The sequence below is a fragment of the Mucilaginibacter agri genome, from assembly GCF_009928685.1.
In the GTDB taxonomy this organism is placed as follows: Bacteria; Bacteroidota; Bacteroidia; order Sphingobacteriales; family Sphingobacteriaceae; genus Mucilaginibacter; species Mucilaginibacter agri.
On sequence record NZ_WWEO01000031.1, the window covers coordinates 15427 to 30774 of the forward strand.

A 15348-nucleotide genomic window follows, 5' to 3' on the forward strand; every position below is an offset into this window, starting at 1 on the left:
TTATCGGTTTTGATAACTCCTTTTTTTTATAAAATAAATTCTGGATTTAATTCTCAACCAGGTTGTTTACTTTGTCTATCAGTTCAACAAGGTCAAACGGTTTGTCAATAATAGCATCACAGCCATAAGCAAATAAGTCTTCGCTTCTATTGACATAAGCTGAGAATATAATAACGGGGATTTCATTAAGCTCAGGATTGGCCTTAATCTGCCTGCAGATTTCGCCTCCTGTAATGTTGCCTAATCGATAATCAAGTATAACCAGATCTGGTAAAAACTCTTTAACTGTTGACAGGTAATCGTCAGTATCAGGTTTGGCCATTACTTCAAAATTTTCGTAGGCAAGGGTTTCTTGTACAATATCCAGTATGTCCTGGTTATCGTCAATTATTAAAATACGTTTTGCCATAGTTAAATTTTAAATGAGGGCCGGGCTTCGATTATGCCGTAGCTGAAAATATGTAACGTATCGGCTAGTATAATCGTATCAGGGGGAATAATCAATTACAACGTAAAGATATGTATTATATAATTAATATATAAACTATTTATACTGTGATAAGTTTGTTGCATCGTAGCAAACACGTAGCCTAAACCCTATTTATAAGGCTATATAACGCAAAGGTTAATTAAAATTTTAATAACTGTAACCCAGTTTCATGGTCGTGGTGTCGTTTAAGATATACTGGCGATTCTGTTATAATTATTTCGAGCGTAGGGTGTACGGTGGCGGATAACACATGCCCTCCTGTGGTACTCCCATCCGATTTGCCAAGCACTGCATGGGCGTGTATTTGTATATCATTGTCTTCGGTTAAAGTAATATTGCCATTGAAGGCTAATACTTCCGTTTGCTCATAAACCGGTAGGTGATTGTAGTCTTTGGTTTCGAAATTGAAGAAGGCCAGCAAGGCCTCGCTAAATGCTCCGATAGCTGTAAACTGACTGGTGCTCAAATCCTTTTTCTGGGCGAACTCCGTAATGCATTTCATCACATTGTCGCCACTATCTAGTATTAATGCCCATGTTTTCTGATTTCCGTTGTTAAGCAGTTTACATCTCATAGCAAGTGTGTTTTTTTAACGGTAAACACAATTGCCAGGGAAATTGATTGCGGTAACGTTAAAATGCTTCGCCGAGGTTAAGCATAAAGGCCGAGTAGCCCTTGCTAAAGCCATAGTCAAGCGCAATGTTGGTATTAGAACCCTTGTTAAATTTAAGCCTTAAACCACCACCCGCAGCCGGATGGATGTATTTAAATTGATGAGTTTCGGGCTCAGTTACCGAGGTGCTGTTGGCAAACAATACAAAACCTAACAGCCCACTTGGTAAAATATCACGGCGATATTCGGCCTCGAAGTAGGCCAGGCTTTGCCCACGATAACGGTTTTGCTGTATACCCCTGCCACTTCGATTGTAAAAATCCCATCCAATGCTTGGCAAATCAAGATAAGGAACGCCTTTGTCTAACGTTGTCCAATAATAGCTCCATAAGGCCAGCATATTTTGCTGTCGGGTATGGGTAAAAGGGATATACTTACGAACGTCGACATATAAGGATTGCCAGCTGGCATTGCTACCCAGCATAGGTGTGTTATATCGATAAACAAGATTAGAATAGCAGCCTGGCAAAGGATTTAGTGAATTATTGCGGGTATCATACAGCAAATTCATGGTGATGCCCGATGAAAAAGAATTGGCATTGCTTGTACCATACTTGTAACCGGTAAAATCTCTGAGGTTTTGAAATTGATCGTGCTGGGCATCTACATCAACATGATAATCCATATTATAACCTAAGCCTGCGAAGAAATAGGGCGTTATGCGCTTAAGTGCGCTTTGATAAAAACGGATATATTTATAGTTAACATTGATCTTATTGTCCTGCGCGGTCGCACCACCCAAGCCCCATGTGTACTGGGGATATACCAGGAAGCGCGTATCGCCCTGTATAAACCAATTATTGTTGCTGAACCAGATGTTAGATCGTAGCGGCAACCCAAACCTGCCAGTGAAGTTAAAATAGGGTGTAAAGGTGACGGTTGAAATGTTAGTGTTCTCCCGATCGCCCATATAAAAACCTGCGGTAGTGGAGGTGATTAAAGCTCGGCCGCCACCGGGTACTGCCGATGATATGGGTAGAAAAGAAAAGTATACGGTTTTCTTTGGCCCACCATCGTCAAGGTGTTGAGAAGGCGAAACTTTAAAGAAGTTTTTAAATACACCAATAAGGTCTTGTTGTCCAACTGTATCGATCTCTTTTTGCGCCATACCAAATGAATTGCCGCTTTGCGCTTGCAATAAGTAAGGGAATAACACTAAAGAGAACCACAATACAATTTTCTTCATTCAGCACCAGCAGTTAGAAATGGTAATTTAAGCAACTTATTACGAAAAGTCAGCCAAGTGTCAAAAAAATATTATTGTTGTTTCTGATCTTAAAAAATTAATGGAATCTTCATGGAAGCGATATTAAAAAGCCTTTGAATCAGGAAGGATCAAAGGCTTATGCAGTAATGCTTTTAAATGTTAATTATGGTAGCGGTATTTGGCTTTGCGTACAAGCGTATGGTGCGCCCTCCAATTAGCCCGTTTTCTTTTTTCTACGTTTTTACGGTGCTCATTACCAATAATATAACCACCACCGGCACCGATAGCGCCACCAATTAATGCGCCGCCTACGCTATGGCCAATAAGGCCACCGGCAACAGCACCGCCGGCGCCGCCTATTATAGCGCCCTTACCCTGATCGCTAATTTTTTTATGTTGTGCCTGTATGTTGGTACTGCTCAAGAGTACGCTAAATATTAACCCTAAGCTAAAAACTATCTTTTTCATAAGTATCTGAATAATTATATGCGACTATGATGCAAGTTTTAGGCCATGGCAAAAGAAATTGCTTTTTGTAAGAGCAAGATATGGCGCTTTCGGGGGTGTTTTGTGGATCTTAGGACTAATTTCCGCCATTTGCAATAATCAAAGCGCGAAGGGGCGATAAGTGATAAAAATGTCCAAAATTAAGGGCACTATGATTATATTAATTTATATTCGGGTATTGCTTTGTAATAACTTATAGTTAATTTTATAAACGCAATCCCCCTTGGTTGTTTAAGCCAGCGAATCCCTGACGTTTGGCAAACTCATACCATATTAAGTCACAAGTTGTCTCACTACACTTAAACCTTAAGTATATGCCTGCTCTACCACTTATTAAAATAAACAGCAATGGCCCAGCTGTAGAAATCTGGCAAGATTTTCTGATCGGCCGGGATCTGCTCGACGAGCCTTCTGACGGGATATTTGGTTCCGATACCTTGGCAGCGACGGTTGCTTTTCAAACAGAGGAAGGCTTGCATCCTGACGGTGTTGTGGGTAATAAGACCTACGGCGCAGCCATGATGCTCGGCTTCAATGGGGTAAACGACGATCGTACAGGTATCGAGGGTGCTAATTTCCCAGCTAAACCAGGTTTTCCACCGCTGGTGAACAATGCCGCCAGGCAAGCTATTTTTGGCACATTCACATTCGCTGCATCACCGCAAGCCGGGGATCCAGAGCACATTAAAATAACTAATAGCTGGGCCCATGATAATATTATAATGGTGCCTATACCGCAATTGCAAGGTGTTAATGGGCAAACGCAAATTCAATTTCACAAGCTTGGTAAAGATCAATTGATAAAATTATGGTCGGATTGGGCGGCCGCAAACCTATTGCACCTGATATTACGTTACGACGGATCTTATAACCCACGGTTTGTAAGGGGTAGCAAGACAACATTAAGTAACCATGCATTTGGGTCGGCATTTGATATTAATGCCCAATGGAATGCGTTTGGAGCACAACCGGCTTTAGTTGGGCAAAAGGGCTCAGTGCGCGAACTCGTAGAAATAGCCAACAGTAATGGATTTTACTGGGGAGGTCATTTTACCAAGCAAGACGGGATGCACTTCGAGATAGCAGAACTACTCTGACAGAGGTTTAGCTTGCTAAAGCTTCCTTGTTAACAGTAGCAAAAATGCTATCCCAAAGATCAATACGGGCTTGCAGGGCAGCTATTACAGAAGCTTCGGCTTCGATCCATTTACTATCGTCATCGCCGCAAAGTTCTGCTGTCATTTGGTAGGCCAGATGCGAATGGTGTTCGCCATCAACCTCAATGTGTCTTTCCAGATAATATAAGAAAGCATCAACTTTACCAGGGAATTGTTCGCTGATTTCCTTCACCAGACTGATAAACATATCGGGAATCAGGTCTTCGCGGCCGAATGTGAATACAGCAGCTTGGAGGTGTGGTTTGTTCGTATTGATAACCTCAAAGGTATGCTGCACAAAGTTGCGTGCAGAAACCGGGATATCGGCAATGATAAGTGCTTCATCAATAAATTTGCCGCTTGCCATTTCAAATAGCAGGTTATCAATAGCATTGTGATGTGCGCCCGCCTGCTCCATGGCTTTCAGGTAAAGTTCAAAGTGGCTGCTACGAACGCCATGCTCATCCACATCACTTTCTTCGCCGGTTACAATCTCGTTAATCAGATAACGGGTGTTGGCATTGCCAACCGGTATCCAAGGCAACTGAACGCAGGTAAGGCCTATTTGCAGGGATTTAAGCAACGACATAAAATCCCAAACGGCAAAAACGTGGTGCTGCATAAAAACATGCAAATCATCCAGCGAAGTAATTTGCTGATACAACGGGTGATTGGTCAGTTTTTCGCGAAACGGGATAATTGCTGTTTTAAGCTGCTCAATTCTTTGCTCTGGTGTCATGTTGCTCAAATATTTGCCGCGAAAATAATAATTGAGCGTTAGTCAGTCGTCATTAAATAGTCATTAGTAATTAGTCATTTGCCATTTATTGATTGTATAAAAAGCTATGAAATTTAAAACAGTAGCATTGATCCCCAATTCCGTAAATGATCAATGACTAAGTTAATCTGACGCCTCTTAAAAACTCCTCAACACCCATACGTTTCTTCCCCTCTAACTGAAGATCTTTTACGCTGATATAACCATCGGTGCAGGCAAATTTAAGATAGGTTTTATTATCCGTGCTAAACGAACCAGGTTCGGTATCAGGTGTCGCAGTCTCCTTAGTAGCTGTAAATATTTTCAACGTTTTACCATTCAATTCGGTAAATGCGGTAGGGTAGGGACTTAAACCGCGAATGAGGTTATATACCTGTTCAACGGGTTTATTCCAGTCTATCTTGCAGTCGTCTTTAAATATTTTAGGTGCATGTTTAAGCTCAATCCCTTCGAGTAAATGGTCTTGTGGCTGTGCGTTAAATTTATCGCTTTCCACCGCCTTAACAGTTTTAACCAATAGGCCAGCGCCTTTAATCATCAGTTTATCGTGTAAGTCGCCGGCTGTAAAATCTTCGGGAATGGATACTTTCTCCGTAAACAAAATGTTGCCAGTATCTATCTGTTGTTGCAACAAGAAGGTAGTTGCACCACTTTCTTTTTCACCATTAATCACAGCCCAATTAATCGGAGCTGCGCCACGGTACTGCGGCAACAACGAAGCGTGTAAGTTAATGGTACCCTTGGGTGGCATATTCCAAACTACTTCTGGCAACATGCGGAAAGCTACTACCACTTGCAGGTCGGCTTTTAAGTTTTGTAGTTCCTGCAAAAAATCAGGGTCTTTTAATTTCTCGGGCTGCAGCACCTTAATGTTATTAGCAAGTGCATATTTTTTCACTGCCGATTCGTTAAGCTTTTGTCCGCGGCCAGCCGGTTTATCTGGTGCTGTTATCACGGCAACTATATCGCACCCTGCGTCTATCAGCGCATCTAAAGATGCTACTGCAAACTCAGGGGTGCCCATAAATATTATTCTCATTTCGTTTGATGATTAGTCATTGGTCTTACTCAATAGTCATTGTGACAATAAATCAAGCCGTCATTGCGAGGTACGAAGCAATCCCCGATTAAGAAATCCGCTCTGTGTAGTTTGGGATTGCTTCGCTGCCGCTCGCAATGACGATTTGTAGAAATTTTATTCGTACAACAAATATTTCTCTCTTTTTGCTTTAAAATCACTTAAAGCCGGCTCCCAACTCTGTCTGATTTCTTTTTCTGTTAAACCTTGTTCAATCTGCTTGCGCAAAGTATCAGTCCCGGCCAATTTGGTGAAATACGCATTAAAGAAATGGGTTTGATCCGGGTAGTTTTTATACATGGTAATCAGCCAGCTCAGGTTCAGTTTACCTGATCTTTTTAGTTGGTCGGTATCATAATTACGAAGGTCGATGCCGTAGCAAAGGCGGTCTTTGAGTGGCGGGTTATCGCTTTTTCCGGGGATGCTGACCGGGGTGAATGTAAATTTGTAAGTGCCCTTAAAACCTGGGTGACCAATCATAGTAAAAGGAAATTCAGTACCACGGCCCAGGCTCAAAGTTGTGCCCTCGAAAAAGCAAATACTTGGGTAAAGCAAAATAGATTGCTGCGTATTTAAGTTTGGTGAAGGGAATACCGGTAGTTTATACGCCATTTTGTGCGTATAGCTCGCTATTTTAATAATTTTTAGTTTACACTGAATGTGGTTCTTTAACCAACCCTCGCCATTGATCATCTGGGCATATTCGCCAATGGTCATGCCATGCGAGACGGGGATAGGGTGCATGCCCACAAACGAGCGGAATGCAGTATCAAGTATCGGCCCATCTACCAGGTAACCATTTGGATTCGGGCGATCGAGGATCATCAGTTCAACGTTTTGTTCGGCGCAGGCCTCCATTACGTAGTGCAGGGTGGATATATAGGTGTAGAAGCGAGTGCCTACATCCTGAATATCAAATATCATCAAGTCAATACCTTTCAGATCATCAACCGTAGGTTTGTAGTGTTTGCCATAAAGTGAAATCACGGGTAGGCCGGTTTGGCTGTCAACCTCGTCATTAACCTTCGCGCCATTGCTACTGTTACCACGGAAACCATGCTCGGGGCCGAAAACCTTTTTAACACTTACACCTAATTTTAATAAACTATCCGGACTTGGGGTTAGGTTTTTGCCAATAACCGATGTTTGGTTAACTACCATGCCAATGTTTTTCCCTTTCAGGTAACCAAGGTATTCGTCGGTTTGATCTGCACCCGGAATAGGGTTGCCGCTTATCGCCGCCGACGTGTGTTTATGCGATGATTTGTGACTGCTGCCACTACTGTGTTTGTGTTTTTTATGCTGGGCCGAGACGGTGGTGCCTAACAAGCCGAGCACAATTAGAAAGCTGCAAATTTTATTCATAGGTTATGTAAGTAAAACAATTGCTTTGTTGCTGCATTTAACTGCAAAAGCGCATATTTGCGAAAGTACAAAAAAATAAAACTGACTTGAGTTTTTCATCATTCATAGCCGGCCGTATTTCTTTTAAATCAAAACGCACTTTCTCAAAGTTGATTGTGCGTATTGCCATTATTGGTATAATGCTTGGCTTAAGTGTAATGATCCTTTCTGTGGCCATTGTAAAAGGCTTTAAACAGGAGATTAAAGAGCGTATACGTGGTTTCTCCGGCGATATTCAAGTAATTAAGTTTGATAACAACAATTCGTACGAAAACTCTCCTTTTAGTAACGATCGCGAATTTTTGGGGCATGCCCAACAAAGTTTTAATATAGCCCGAGTAATGCCCTTTGCCAGTAAACCAGGCATCATTAAGGCTAATGACGAAATAGAAGGCGTGGTATTGAAGGGCGTTGACAAAACCTACGACTGGCACTTTATGAAGAGCGTGCTGGAACAAGGCAATGTAATTGATTTTACTGATTCGGTTAAAGCGACTAAGCAGATCCTGATATCGCGCTACATAGCTGATAGGGTAAAGCTAAAAGTTGGCGATGATATTATTATGTATTTTGTGCAGGAGCCTTTACGGTTTCGCAAATTTACCATCAAAGGCATTTTTAATACGGGGGTTGATGAGGTTGACAAAACCTATGTGATAGGTGATCTATCGCTTATTCGCAGGCTAAACAACTGGAATGCCGACGACGTGGGTGGGTTTGAAATACGGGTAAAAGATTTCGAACTGTTAGATCCTGCTTCTACCGCGTTAAACGATATACTGCCGCCAAAGCTGCGCTCTTATACCATTAACGAAACTTATCCAACCATATTTGAGTGGTTGCAGTTGCTTGACGTAAATGCGCAGGTTATGTTGGTGCTGATGTTGGCCGTTGCGGTTATCAACATGATTTCGGCTCTGCTGATTATGATCTTAGAACGTACATCTATGATTGGGATGCTCAAGGCCTTTGGTGCTACTAACTGGGCCATTCAGCGCATATTTTTGTACAATGCTTGCTATCTAATTGGTTTAGGTTTGTTGCTGGGCAATGCTTTAGGTTTAGGTTTTGCCTGGTTTCAATCCTCAACCCATTTCTTAAAACTCGACCAGGCATCTTACTACATGAGGTTTGTACCCATAAGCCTTAACATTACTGATGTATTGCTGCTCAACGGCGGTACGTTGCTAATCTGTTTATTGGTGCTTATTGTACCATCAATGCTGGTAAGCCGTATTTCGCCGGTTAAAGCAATTAGATTTAAATAAATTTTAGTAAAAGCGGTACCCTAAACCAAAGCGGATTAACTGGCTATAGGCATGCATCTTTTGGGGACTGTAGGTATCGCCGGCTGTTGTGTATAGCACAGGTACTGCGTAATAATCTTCATTTTTGATGTAATTGGTAAGTCCGTGGGCATAGCTTAGATTAAGACTGAATTTCTTATAACCGATTGCTACACCTCCCTTTAAACGGATATCAGTTATTTTATCATCAACATGTCTGCTATAATGATTTTCTGGCTGGCCGGCGGCAGTGCTATAAATAGTTACAGATTGGCGGTTGGCAGTTTGAAATCCGAAATCAGCTCCGCCTGTAATATCGACGGTAACACTTTTGCGGCCTATGCGGTAACCGAAATAAGGATTGAGGTTAATAAACTGAGTGTTAACTTTTGCAGAGCCGTAACCAGTGCGGTACGAAGCAGCTATTAATGTAGAAGCAGTAGCGAGATAATCAATATAAATCGGGTAGCTAAGATCTTGCTTGCTATTCAGAAAATCATAGCCAGTCTGGAGCCCCATAATAAAGCCATTTTTGTAAATCATTTGCCCCTGAACATTTAATCCATAACTCGCGGTAAGTTTAGTGCCGTATGGGTTAGGTAGCGTAAACTGATTGTTGTACAAACCATAATAATATCCCGAATTACTGGCACTCGAACCCACGTAGTTGAAAAGGCCCGAGTTTACATTGGCCGAAAGTTCGAGCTTTTGGGCTACCGCTGTGCAGGTAAACATAGCGATGTAGAACAATAAGAAGAGAATGCGGTGAGATAATATAGTTAAGGTTTTCATTGTGGTAAGGTTTAGGTTAATTTCTTTATTTCTTTTTCGATCCGGAGAAACTGAGTTTGAGGTTTACACCGCTGGCCCCAAAGCGTATATCCTGCGAACCGAGGCCGTTGAGCGGGTATTTCAAAAATGGTTCAACTATCAACCGGTTGCTTTTGCCAACCGGATAGCCAATACCGAACGACAGGTTAAGCGTTTTGGCGAAGTCAAATGTGCCGAAGTGTTGTGTATTGGTTGATTCCTGCGTTTGGCTGGTGTTAGCAACGCCTGCAAGAGAATTGGCATTTCTGTAATAATTGCTGTAAGAAAGGGTAGACCGGTAAGTTTCATTAATATACGTTCCGGAACTGATACCGGCCAATATATAAGTATCGTTCTTCTCCGGATTAAATTGATATTTGAGGTTAAGCGGAATATCCAGCCCCACCAAATTGGCATTATAATTTTTAACAGTCGGCGTATTTACCGCGAGTGAAGACAAGCCATCGTAAGCAAAAGAGGCACTTACCATGTTAGCATTCGACGCTGTAGAATTAGCAATCGCACTAGCATAAATTTTACCCGGCACGTAGCTATCGTTATTGTAATTCAGTTTGTTTTGAGCGATAGCCAAACCGGTAGACAGCTTAAACTTGCTGCTCAGCTTAAAGTCTGATGTAAAGCCCGCGCCTACATTAACCTGGCTTTCGCTGCCTTTTGCATAGTTAAAATAGGTGCCGGCATATACACTCAAAAGCATTGCTTTATCACTTTTAACGGCTTCACTCTTTTTAGTAGCATTTTTTGCAATAGCTTGCCTGCGGGCATCATCGGCTGCTATCATCTTTAAAACCGGATCGCCTTTTTGCTGGCCCGACGGATTTTGAACTACAACCGATGCAACCTGCGGGGAGTTGTTGGTTTTTGCAACAACAGCGCTCGTAGCACTGTCCGTAGCTATCCCTGTCGCCTGTGATTTAATCTTAGCTGTGTTTTGTGCATTTGCATCAAATTTTGGCATAGTTGAAACCTCTCCAACAATTACATTGTTTACAGCAGGCTGGTTTGTTACTTTGGCTAAGCCCGAGTTATTCTTACCAAAAACTACTATTGATTCGTGGGCATCAGCGTTTCCTTGCTGAGTGGGGGCAATATGGGGGGTGTTAGCTGCAGGCATCTTAGCTGTAGCTGTACCAACTACCAGATTTTCAGAATTACCCATACCAGCACCTTGCGACTTATCTTGATACTGCGGATTTAGGCTTGTAGTTTGTTGTGTCGACGCAGCCGCTAGCTGTTGTTGACTTACGGCCTGAGTACTTTCAACCGAAGGCGCACCTTCTTTTATCGTTGGTTTGCTGGCTGCTACTTGTTCGCGGTTATTTGTCGCGCTATCGTTAACTACTTGTTTTGTTTTCTTAGGCTGAATTGCTACTTGCTGCGTAGTTTGTGGGTAAAAGAACCACGTACCGAAGCAAACTAACAACACCGCAGCGGCAGAATACCACCACCAGGCGATAACCCGTCGTTTTTTCTCCTCGGCCGGAAATCTTTGGCGCAGCAGTTCCCATCCCGCATCTGCAGTATCATCCTCGTAGTTGTCAAACACTTCCCGGATGCGGTTTTTCAGGTCGTTATCCAGATTGTCACTCATGCTTATGCGCTTCTGCGTTAATAATATTCCTCAATTTCTCTTTTGCCCTGCTCAGATAAACCCTCGACGAACTGGGCGGTATGTCGAGCGTCTCGGCTATTTCATCATGGTTATAGCCGTCAATCTCATACATGTTAAAAATGGTCCGCTGTATCGGTGGGAGGGCCTCTAACATTTTTATAATATCCTCTGCATTTAGCCGCCCTGCAGCGTTATGGTTACTATGCAGTTGAATATTGTCGTCCAGTTCGAGGTTAAGTTGGTGTTTCATATCCTTCCTCCTGCGATCTATGGCTGTATTAACTACAATAGTTCTGAGCCATGCTTTGAATACCTTATTGGTATCGTAATTTCCTATAGCGTTAAAAACTTTTATAAAGGCATCATTTACAGCCTCCAAAGCGTCGTCGCGATTGTAACTATAGCGCAAACTTATACCCATAGCATAGCCATAGAACTGCTTGTAGAGCAATTCCTGGTATTTAAGGCTGCCTTTTTTACATTGGCTGATTAATTCATCCTCAGCAATGCCACGACTATTTTGCATCAATTCTTATTGGGCCCTGCTGATGATTACCTGTTTGTTAAAGTATTACGTATCAAAAGTATTGAGTGCTACAGTGATTGTAATTTTTTGCTGCAAAAATAATTTATTGCTCTCGCAAACTTATCGGCGGTTTATCAAATGATTGCCACGTTATAATAAAGCCCATGCTGCAAGGCAGCACGGGCTTTTATAATTAAAGGAGTTAAAACTTTTTAGTTAGTTCTTTTAAAGTTGTATTGCACAGACACGGTATCGCCGGTGGTGTTGTACATGAAAAATTTAGTACCATCATAGGTATAGTTATAGATACCAGACAGATGTGCTTTAGTCAGCGTTCCAGATTTCGGCATGGTTTGGTCCAGGAACTGAATCTGAGAATAATTCATCGAGAAATCACCGTAGCTGCCTGCATGGTTAACAGATGTATCGCCGGTAATTTTATAACCATCGGCTTTGCTGATAGTCAAGATGAGGTTGGTTCTGTTGGTAGTATCAAAAGTAGTAGAACTTTTTCTGTGAACTACGTAAAATTGGCCCCCGAAAGTGCCTGATGGTACGGTTAGTTGACTGGCGGCATTATCGTCATTGCTTTTTAAGCAGCTGCTTAAGGCCATAATTACAAAAGGTAGTAAGTAGATTAATTTACGCATAAAACTTTATTCTTTACATCAATTACGTTGCTTTAAATGCAAACGCTACAATGGCGTAAATATTTTTTAAAGTTTTTTTGCCTCGTTCCAGTAAACATCCATTTCGGCCAGGGTCATATCATGTAGCTGGCGATTGTTTTCTTTGGCTTTAGTCTCGAGGTATTGAAATCGTTTAATGAATTTACGGTTGGTTTTCTCCAATGCATTCTCGGGGTTGATATTTACAAACCGCGCGTAATTGATTAACGAGAAAAGCAGATCACCAAATTCGCCTTCGGCGCGTTCCGCATCTATCTCCTGGCCTTCGGGTACATTAAATTCATCTTTAAACTCCTGGATCTCTTCTTCAACCTTTTCCCAAACCTGGTCTTTGTTTTCCCAGTCAAAGCCAATACCGCGTGCTTTCTCTTGTATGCGCGATGCTTTTACAAGCGCAGGTAACGAAGCCGGCACACCGCCTAAAACAGATTTATTGCCTTTTTCTTTCAGCTTAATTTGTTCCCAATTGCGTTTTACATCCTGCTCATCGTTAACAGCGGTATCGCCATAAATGTGGGGATGGCGGTGGATCAGTTTATCACAAATGCCGTTCAGTACATCCGTAATGTCGAAATCATTAGTTTCCGACCCTATTTTTGCGTAAAACACCAGGTGAAGCATAATATCACCCAGTTCCTTACGTATCTCCTCCATATCGTTGCCCAAAATAGCGTCCGATAGCTCGTAGGTTTCCTCAATAGTGAGGTGCCTAAGGCTTTCCATGGTTTGTTTCATATCCCATGGGCAATTTGCCCGGAGATCGTTCATAATGGTCAACAACCGTTCGAAAGATCCGGCCGGAGTGTTAGAAGCATCAGGAGGAGTAAGGGCCATATTCGCTTTTTTGAGGTAAAAGTACTTATTAGTTTTGAGGTAGTGAATTAGTGAGTTGTATGTGGTTAACAGTTTTTTTATTCAATAATTCAAAACTCACTAACTTAAAACTGCACGTAGCATTTCGCGCTTACCGGGTGCTCCGGGTGCCTTTTCAACCTTTAGGCCTAAGGCCTTGAGCATGCGTTTGAGGTTACCTGTTATGGCGTACGTTACAAAAACGCCGCCCGGTTTCAGAAACCTAATGGTATGACCAATTGCTGCCTCGTCCCACATTTCTGGCTGATGGACCGCTGCGAAAGCATCAAAATAGACCACGTCAAAAAGTTCTTCGCTGGTAAAATTGAGTAATTGGGTGTTATCCGTTCTTAATTGTACATAGGAGTTAAGTTCAACCGTATTGTTGATCGATTCCGTGTAGTTCTTCAAAAAGCTTTTCCAAATGTCGATAGGTACGTATTGTTCATAGCCTGTTTGGCTAATCATCTCTTCTGTAAGTGGGTAGGCTTCAATGCCTGTATAGTTCAGTTTGATTTTATTATTGTTGCAATAGTCTGCAGTAAGCAGAAAGTTCAACCCTGTGCCTAAACCAACTTCTAGAATGCTGACCTCAGTTGCTGCCGTACCCTCAAAATAATGCTGTAAACCTGCCGCCAAAAACACATGCCTGCTCTCTTGCAATGCCCCATGGCGAGAGTGATAGTGCTCGCCAACCTCGGGGTTGTAAATAGTTTTAGAGCCGTCGGCTGTGGTTACGATGCTTAGGTTCATAGCTGATGGTTCATAGTTCATGGTAATAATTGTATTCGGGTTCGGCTATGAACTATTAACGATGATTTATAGGCCAAACTTTACTGTCTTGTTTCTATTTAGATAAAGCGTATTCGACAATGGCGTCGCTCAAATCGTAAACCGGTACGTTGGTAATTTGAGCAGCAATAATACTGCTGGCCGCAGCCGAACGGTAACCTGCCGCGCAGTGCACCACAATGGGTTTGTCTGTTGGGATGTTTGATAACTCTTCGCGTACTTCAGGCAACGGTATGCTTAGCGAAGTATCAAAAAATTTCGATTGGTTAATTTCAGTCCAGTTGCGTACATCAACAATGGTATACTTCTCAGGGTTTGCATCAAAATCTTCCTGATCTAAGATTGAGGAGTGATAAGTAGCGTGGTCGGGACGTAATAATGCGCCCTTAATATTTTTCTCATAGCCAATTTTGGCAGCTTTAGCAATAACGGTGTCGAGGCTTTGGTCGTCGCCCGCTATGAGGTAAAACGGTTCATCGGGGTTAAGGATTGCTCCTAACCAGGTTTCAAATTTGCCACCTTCCTGTATATTTATAGAGCCCTTTACATGGCCTTTCTTAAAATCCAGACCGGGTCTAACATCAACTATCGTTACGCCAGCTTCCAGTTTGGTATTGTGGGGCAGTTTAGGTACCGACGAAATGCCTGTGGCAAAAGCAGGGGCACCTTGTTTGTTCAGCTCCACATCGTAACCAAAATAGCGTGGCATAAAAGGTTGATCGGCGGTTAACAGTTCTACAAACTGTAACTCATTCATCAACTGCAATGCATAGTTTTCACGCAATTCTTTACCTATGGTACTTTGCAGATCGGGGCTCATACTTTTACCGCATAACGACCCTGGGCCGTGGGCCGGATAGACCACCACATGGTGGGGCAACGGCATCAGTTTTTCGCGGGTTGAGTGGTACATCTGGCGAGCCAGCTCTTCTTTTTTTGCGGTTATATTACCGGCGTTTTCACGCAGGTCGGGCCTGCCCACATCGCCTGCAAAAAGTGTATCGCCGGTAAATATTGCGGTTGACTTTCCGCTCTCGTCTTCTACCAAAATACAGATAGAATCGGGCGAATGGCCCGGAGTATTAATTGCTTTAAGTTTAATATCACCCAGTTCTATCAGGTCGCCATCATCAAATGTATCATGAGGATAAGACGCACCAACCAATTTACTTACATAAATAACAGCGCCGGTTTGTAGATGCATCTCCAGATGCGAGCTCACAAAATCGGCGTGTGGGTGAGTTTCAATCACCCCAACAATGTCTGCATTGTGTTGGGCTGCCATATCGTAATACTGCTGCGGGTTGCGCGCAGGATCGATAACTATCATTTTGCCAGCGCTGATTACAGCGTATGATGCATGTGCAAGGCCTTTATCGTAAAACTGATGAATTAACATTGCGGCAAAGATAATGGATTAATAGAATTGCCCATATAGCCACAAATAAAGTTGCCTGCGGATTAAC

The 15348-nt window shown here is 42.4% G+C and carries 16 protein-coding genes; 2 read left to right on the plus strand and 14 right to left on the minus strand.

Annotation, left to right across the window (positions count from 1 at the left end; genetic code table 11):
• Nucleotides 1–46: 46 nt before the first annotated feature.
• The 4 genes from GSY63_RS00975 to GSY63_RS00990 all read right to left on the minus strand — a co-directional run bounded on the left by GSY63_RS00975 (nucleotide 47) and on the right by GSY63_RS00990 (nucleotide 2838).
• Nucleotides 47–409: a response regulator gene (locus tag GSY63_RS00975; RefSeq protein ID WP_166583948.1), complete on the minus strand. Its 363-nt coding sequence runs from the start codon at nucleotides 407–409 to the stop codon at nucleotides 47–49.
• Between the two features lie 220 nt (nucleotides 410–629).
• Nucleotides 630–1064 (minus strand): PPC domain-containing DNA-binding protein, encoded by a 435-nt coding sequence (locus tag GSY63_RS00980; RefSeq protein ID WP_166583949.1) that lies wholly within the window; start codon nucleotides 1062–1064, stop codon nucleotides 630–632.
• Nucleotides 1065–1122: 58 nt separating this feature from the next.
• Nucleotides 1123–2349 (minus strand): BamA/TamA family outer membrane protein, encoded by a 1227-nt coding sequence (locus tag GSY63_RS00985; protein WP_166583950.1) that lies wholly within the window; start codon nucleotides 2347–2349, stop codon nucleotides 1123–1125.
• A gap of 180 nt (nucleotides 2350–2529) precedes the next feature.
• Nucleotides 2530–2838 carry a hypothetical protein gene (locus GSY63_RS00990; protein WP_166583951.1) on the minus strand — a complete coding sequence of 103 codons (309 nt, stop codon included), beginning with the start codon at nucleotides 2836–2838 and terminating at the stop codon, nucleotides 2530–2532.
• A gap of 353 nt (nucleotides 2839–3191) precedes the next feature.
• On the opposite strand from GSY63_RS00990, the gene GSY63_RS00995 reads away from it, so the two are divergent.
• Nucleotides 3192–3974, plus strand: a complete 783-nt coding sequence (locus GSY63_RS00995) for a M15 family metallopeptidase (RefSeq protein ID WP_166583952.1) — start codon at nucleotides 3192–3194, stop codon at nucleotides 3972–3974.
• Between the two features lie 7 nt (nucleotides 3975–3981).
• On the opposite strand, the gene GSY63_RS01000 is transcribed toward GSY63_RS00995, so the two are convergent.
• The 3 genes from GSY63_RS01000 to GSY63_RS01010 all read right to left on the minus strand — a co-directional run bounded on the left by GSY63_RS01000 (nucleotide 3982) and on the right by GSY63_RS01010 (nucleotide 7255).
• Nucleotides 3982–4773, minus strand: a complete 792-nt coding sequence (locus tag GSY63_RS01000; protein ID WP_166583953.1) for a DUF3050 domain-containing protein — start codon at nucleotides 4771–4773, stop codon at nucleotides 3982–3984.
• A gap of 157 nt (nucleotides 4774–4930) precedes the next feature.
• Nucleotides 4931–5851 (minus strand): methionyl-tRNA formyltransferase, encoded by a 921-nt coding sequence (gene fmt / locus GSY63_RS01005; protein WP_166583954.1) that lies wholly within the window; start codon nucleotides 5849–5851, stop codon nucleotides 4931–4933.
• A 156-nt stretch (nucleotides 5852–6007) separates the two neighbouring features.
• Nucleotides 6008–7255, minus strand: coding sequence for an exo-beta-N-acetylmuramidase NamZ family protein (locus GSY63_RS01010; RefSeq protein ID WP_166583955.1), 1248 nt, complete (start codon nucleotides 7253–7255; stop codon nucleotides 6008–6010).
• 86 nt (nucleotides 7256–7341) lie between these two features.
• Here GSY63_RS01010 and GSY63_RS01015 point away from each other — a divergent pair, with 86 nt between their 5' ends.
• Nucleotides 7342–8562 (plus strand): ABC transporter permease, encoded by a 1221-nt coding sequence (locus GSY63_RS01015; RefSeq protein WP_166583956.1) that lies wholly within the window; start codon nucleotides 7342–7344, stop codon nucleotides 8560–8562.
• 3 nt (nucleotides 8563–8565) lie between these two features.
• On the opposite strand, the gene GSY63_RS01020 is transcribed toward GSY63_RS01015, so the two are convergent.
• The 7 genes from GSY63_RS01020 to GSY63_RS01050 all read right to left on the minus strand — a co-directional run bounded on the left by GSY63_RS01020 (nucleotide 8566) and on the right by GSY63_RS01050 (nucleotide 15281).
• Entirely contained in the window at nucleotides 8566–9372 is an 807-nt protein-coding gene (locus GSY63_RS01020; RefSeq protein WP_166583957.1) for an outer membrane beta-barrel protein, read from the minus strand.
• A 25-nt stretch (nucleotides 9373–9397) separates the two neighbouring features.
• Nucleotides 9398–11002 (minus strand): outer membrane beta-barrel protein, encoded by a 1605-nt coding sequence (locus GSY63_RS01025; protein WP_166583958.1) that lies wholly within the window; start codon nucleotides 11000–11002, stop codon nucleotides 9398–9400.
• On the minus strand, nucleotides 10995–11549 hold the full coding sequence (locus GSY63_RS01030; RefSeq protein WP_166583959.1) for an RNA polymerase sigma factor: 555 nt from the start codon (nucleotides 11547–11549) through the stop codon (nucleotides 10995–10997). Before GSY63_RS01030 ends, GSY63_RS01025 begins: the two co-directional genes overlap by 8 nt.
• A 212-nt stretch (nucleotides 11550–11761) precedes the next feature.
• Complete coding sequence (locus tag GSY63_RS01035; RefSeq protein ID WP_166583960.1) at nucleotides 11762–12163, minus strand: hypothetical protein; 402 nt, start codon at nucleotides 12161–12163, stop codon at nucleotides 11762–11764.
• Nucleotides 12164–12265: 102 nt separating this feature from the next.
• Nucleotides 12266–13072, minus strand: a complete 807-nt coding sequence (gene mazG, locus GSY63_RS01040; RefSeq protein ID WP_166583961.1) for a nucleoside triphosphate pyrophosphohydrolase — start codon at nucleotides 13070–13072, stop codon at nucleotides 12266–12268.
• A gap of 99 nt (nucleotides 13073–13171) precedes the next feature.
• Complete coding sequence (gene mnmD, locus GSY63_RS01045) at nucleotides 13172–13864, minus strand: tRNA (5-methylaminomethyl-2-thiouridine)(34)-methyltransferase MnmD (RefSeq protein WP_243749119.1); 693 nt, start codon at nucleotides 13862–13864, stop codon at nucleotides 13172–13174.
• 73 nt (nucleotides 13865–13937) lie between these two features.
• Nucleotides 13938–15281, minus strand: a complete 1344-nt coding sequence (locus tag GSY63_RS01050) for a rhodanese-like domain-containing protein (RefSeq protein WP_166583962.1) — start codon at nucleotides 15279–15281, stop codon at nucleotides 13938–13940.
• Between the last annotated feature and the right edge of the window lie 67 nt (nucleotides 15282–15348).

Coding starts and splice junctions, on each gene's coding strand:
- GSY63_RS00975 (WP_166583948.1), bottom strand. CDS start 409: ATGGCAAAACGTATTTTAATAATTGACGATAACCAGGACATACTGGAT.
- GSY63_RS00980 (WP_166583949.1), bottom strand. CDS start 1,064: ATGAGATGTAAACTGCTTAACAACGGAAATCAGAAAACATGGGCATTA.
- GSY63_RS00985 (WP_166583950.1), bottom strand. CDS start 2,349: ATGAAGAAAATTGTATTGTGGTTCTCTTTAGTGTTATTCCCTTACTTA.
- GSY63_RS00990 (WP_166583951.1), bottom strand. CDS start 2,838: ATGAAAAAGATAGTTTTTAGCTTAGGGTTAATATTTAGCGTACTCTTG.
- GSY63_RS00995 (WP_166583952.1), top strand. CDS start 3,192: ATGCCTGCTCTACCACTTATTAAAATAAACAGCAATGGCCCAGCTGTA.
- GSY63_RS01000 (WP_166583953.1), bottom strand. CDS start 4,773: ATGACACCAGAGCAAAGAATTGAGCAGCTTAAAACAGCAATTATCCCG.
- fmt (WP_166583954.1), bottom strand. CDS start 5,851: ATGAGAATAATATTTATGGGCACCCCTGAGTTTGCAGTAGCATCTTTA.
- GSY63_RS01010 (WP_166583955.1), bottom strand. CDS start 7,255: ATGAATAAAATTTGCAGCTTTCTAATTGTGCTCGGCTTGTTAGGCACC.
- GSY63_RS01020 (WP_166583957.1), bottom strand. CDS start 9,372: ATGAAAACCTTAACTATATTATCTCACCGCATTCTCTTCTTATTGTTC.
- GSY63_RS01025 (WP_166583958.1), bottom strand. CDS start 11,002: ATGAGTGACAATCTGGATAACGACCTGAAAAACCGCATCCGGGAAGTG.
- GSY63_RS01030 (WP_166583959.1), bottom strand. CDS start 11,549: ATGCAAAATAGTCGTGGCATTGCTGAGGATGAATTAATCAGCCAATGT.
- GSY63_RS01035 (WP_166583960.1), bottom strand. CDS start 12,163: ATGGCCTTAAGCAGCTGCTTAAAAAGCAATGACGATAATGCCGCCAGT.
- mazG (WP_166583961.1), bottom strand. CDS start 13,072: ATGGCCCTTACTCCTCCTGATGCTTCTAACACTCCGGCCGGATCTTTC.
- mnmD (WP_243749119.1), bottom strand. CDS start 13,864: ATGAACTATGAACCATCAGCTATGAACCTAAGCATCGTAACCACAGCC.
- GSY63_RS01050 (WP_166583962.1), bottom strand. CDS start 15,281: ATGTTAATTCATCAGTTTTACGATAAAGGCCTTGCACATGCATCATAC.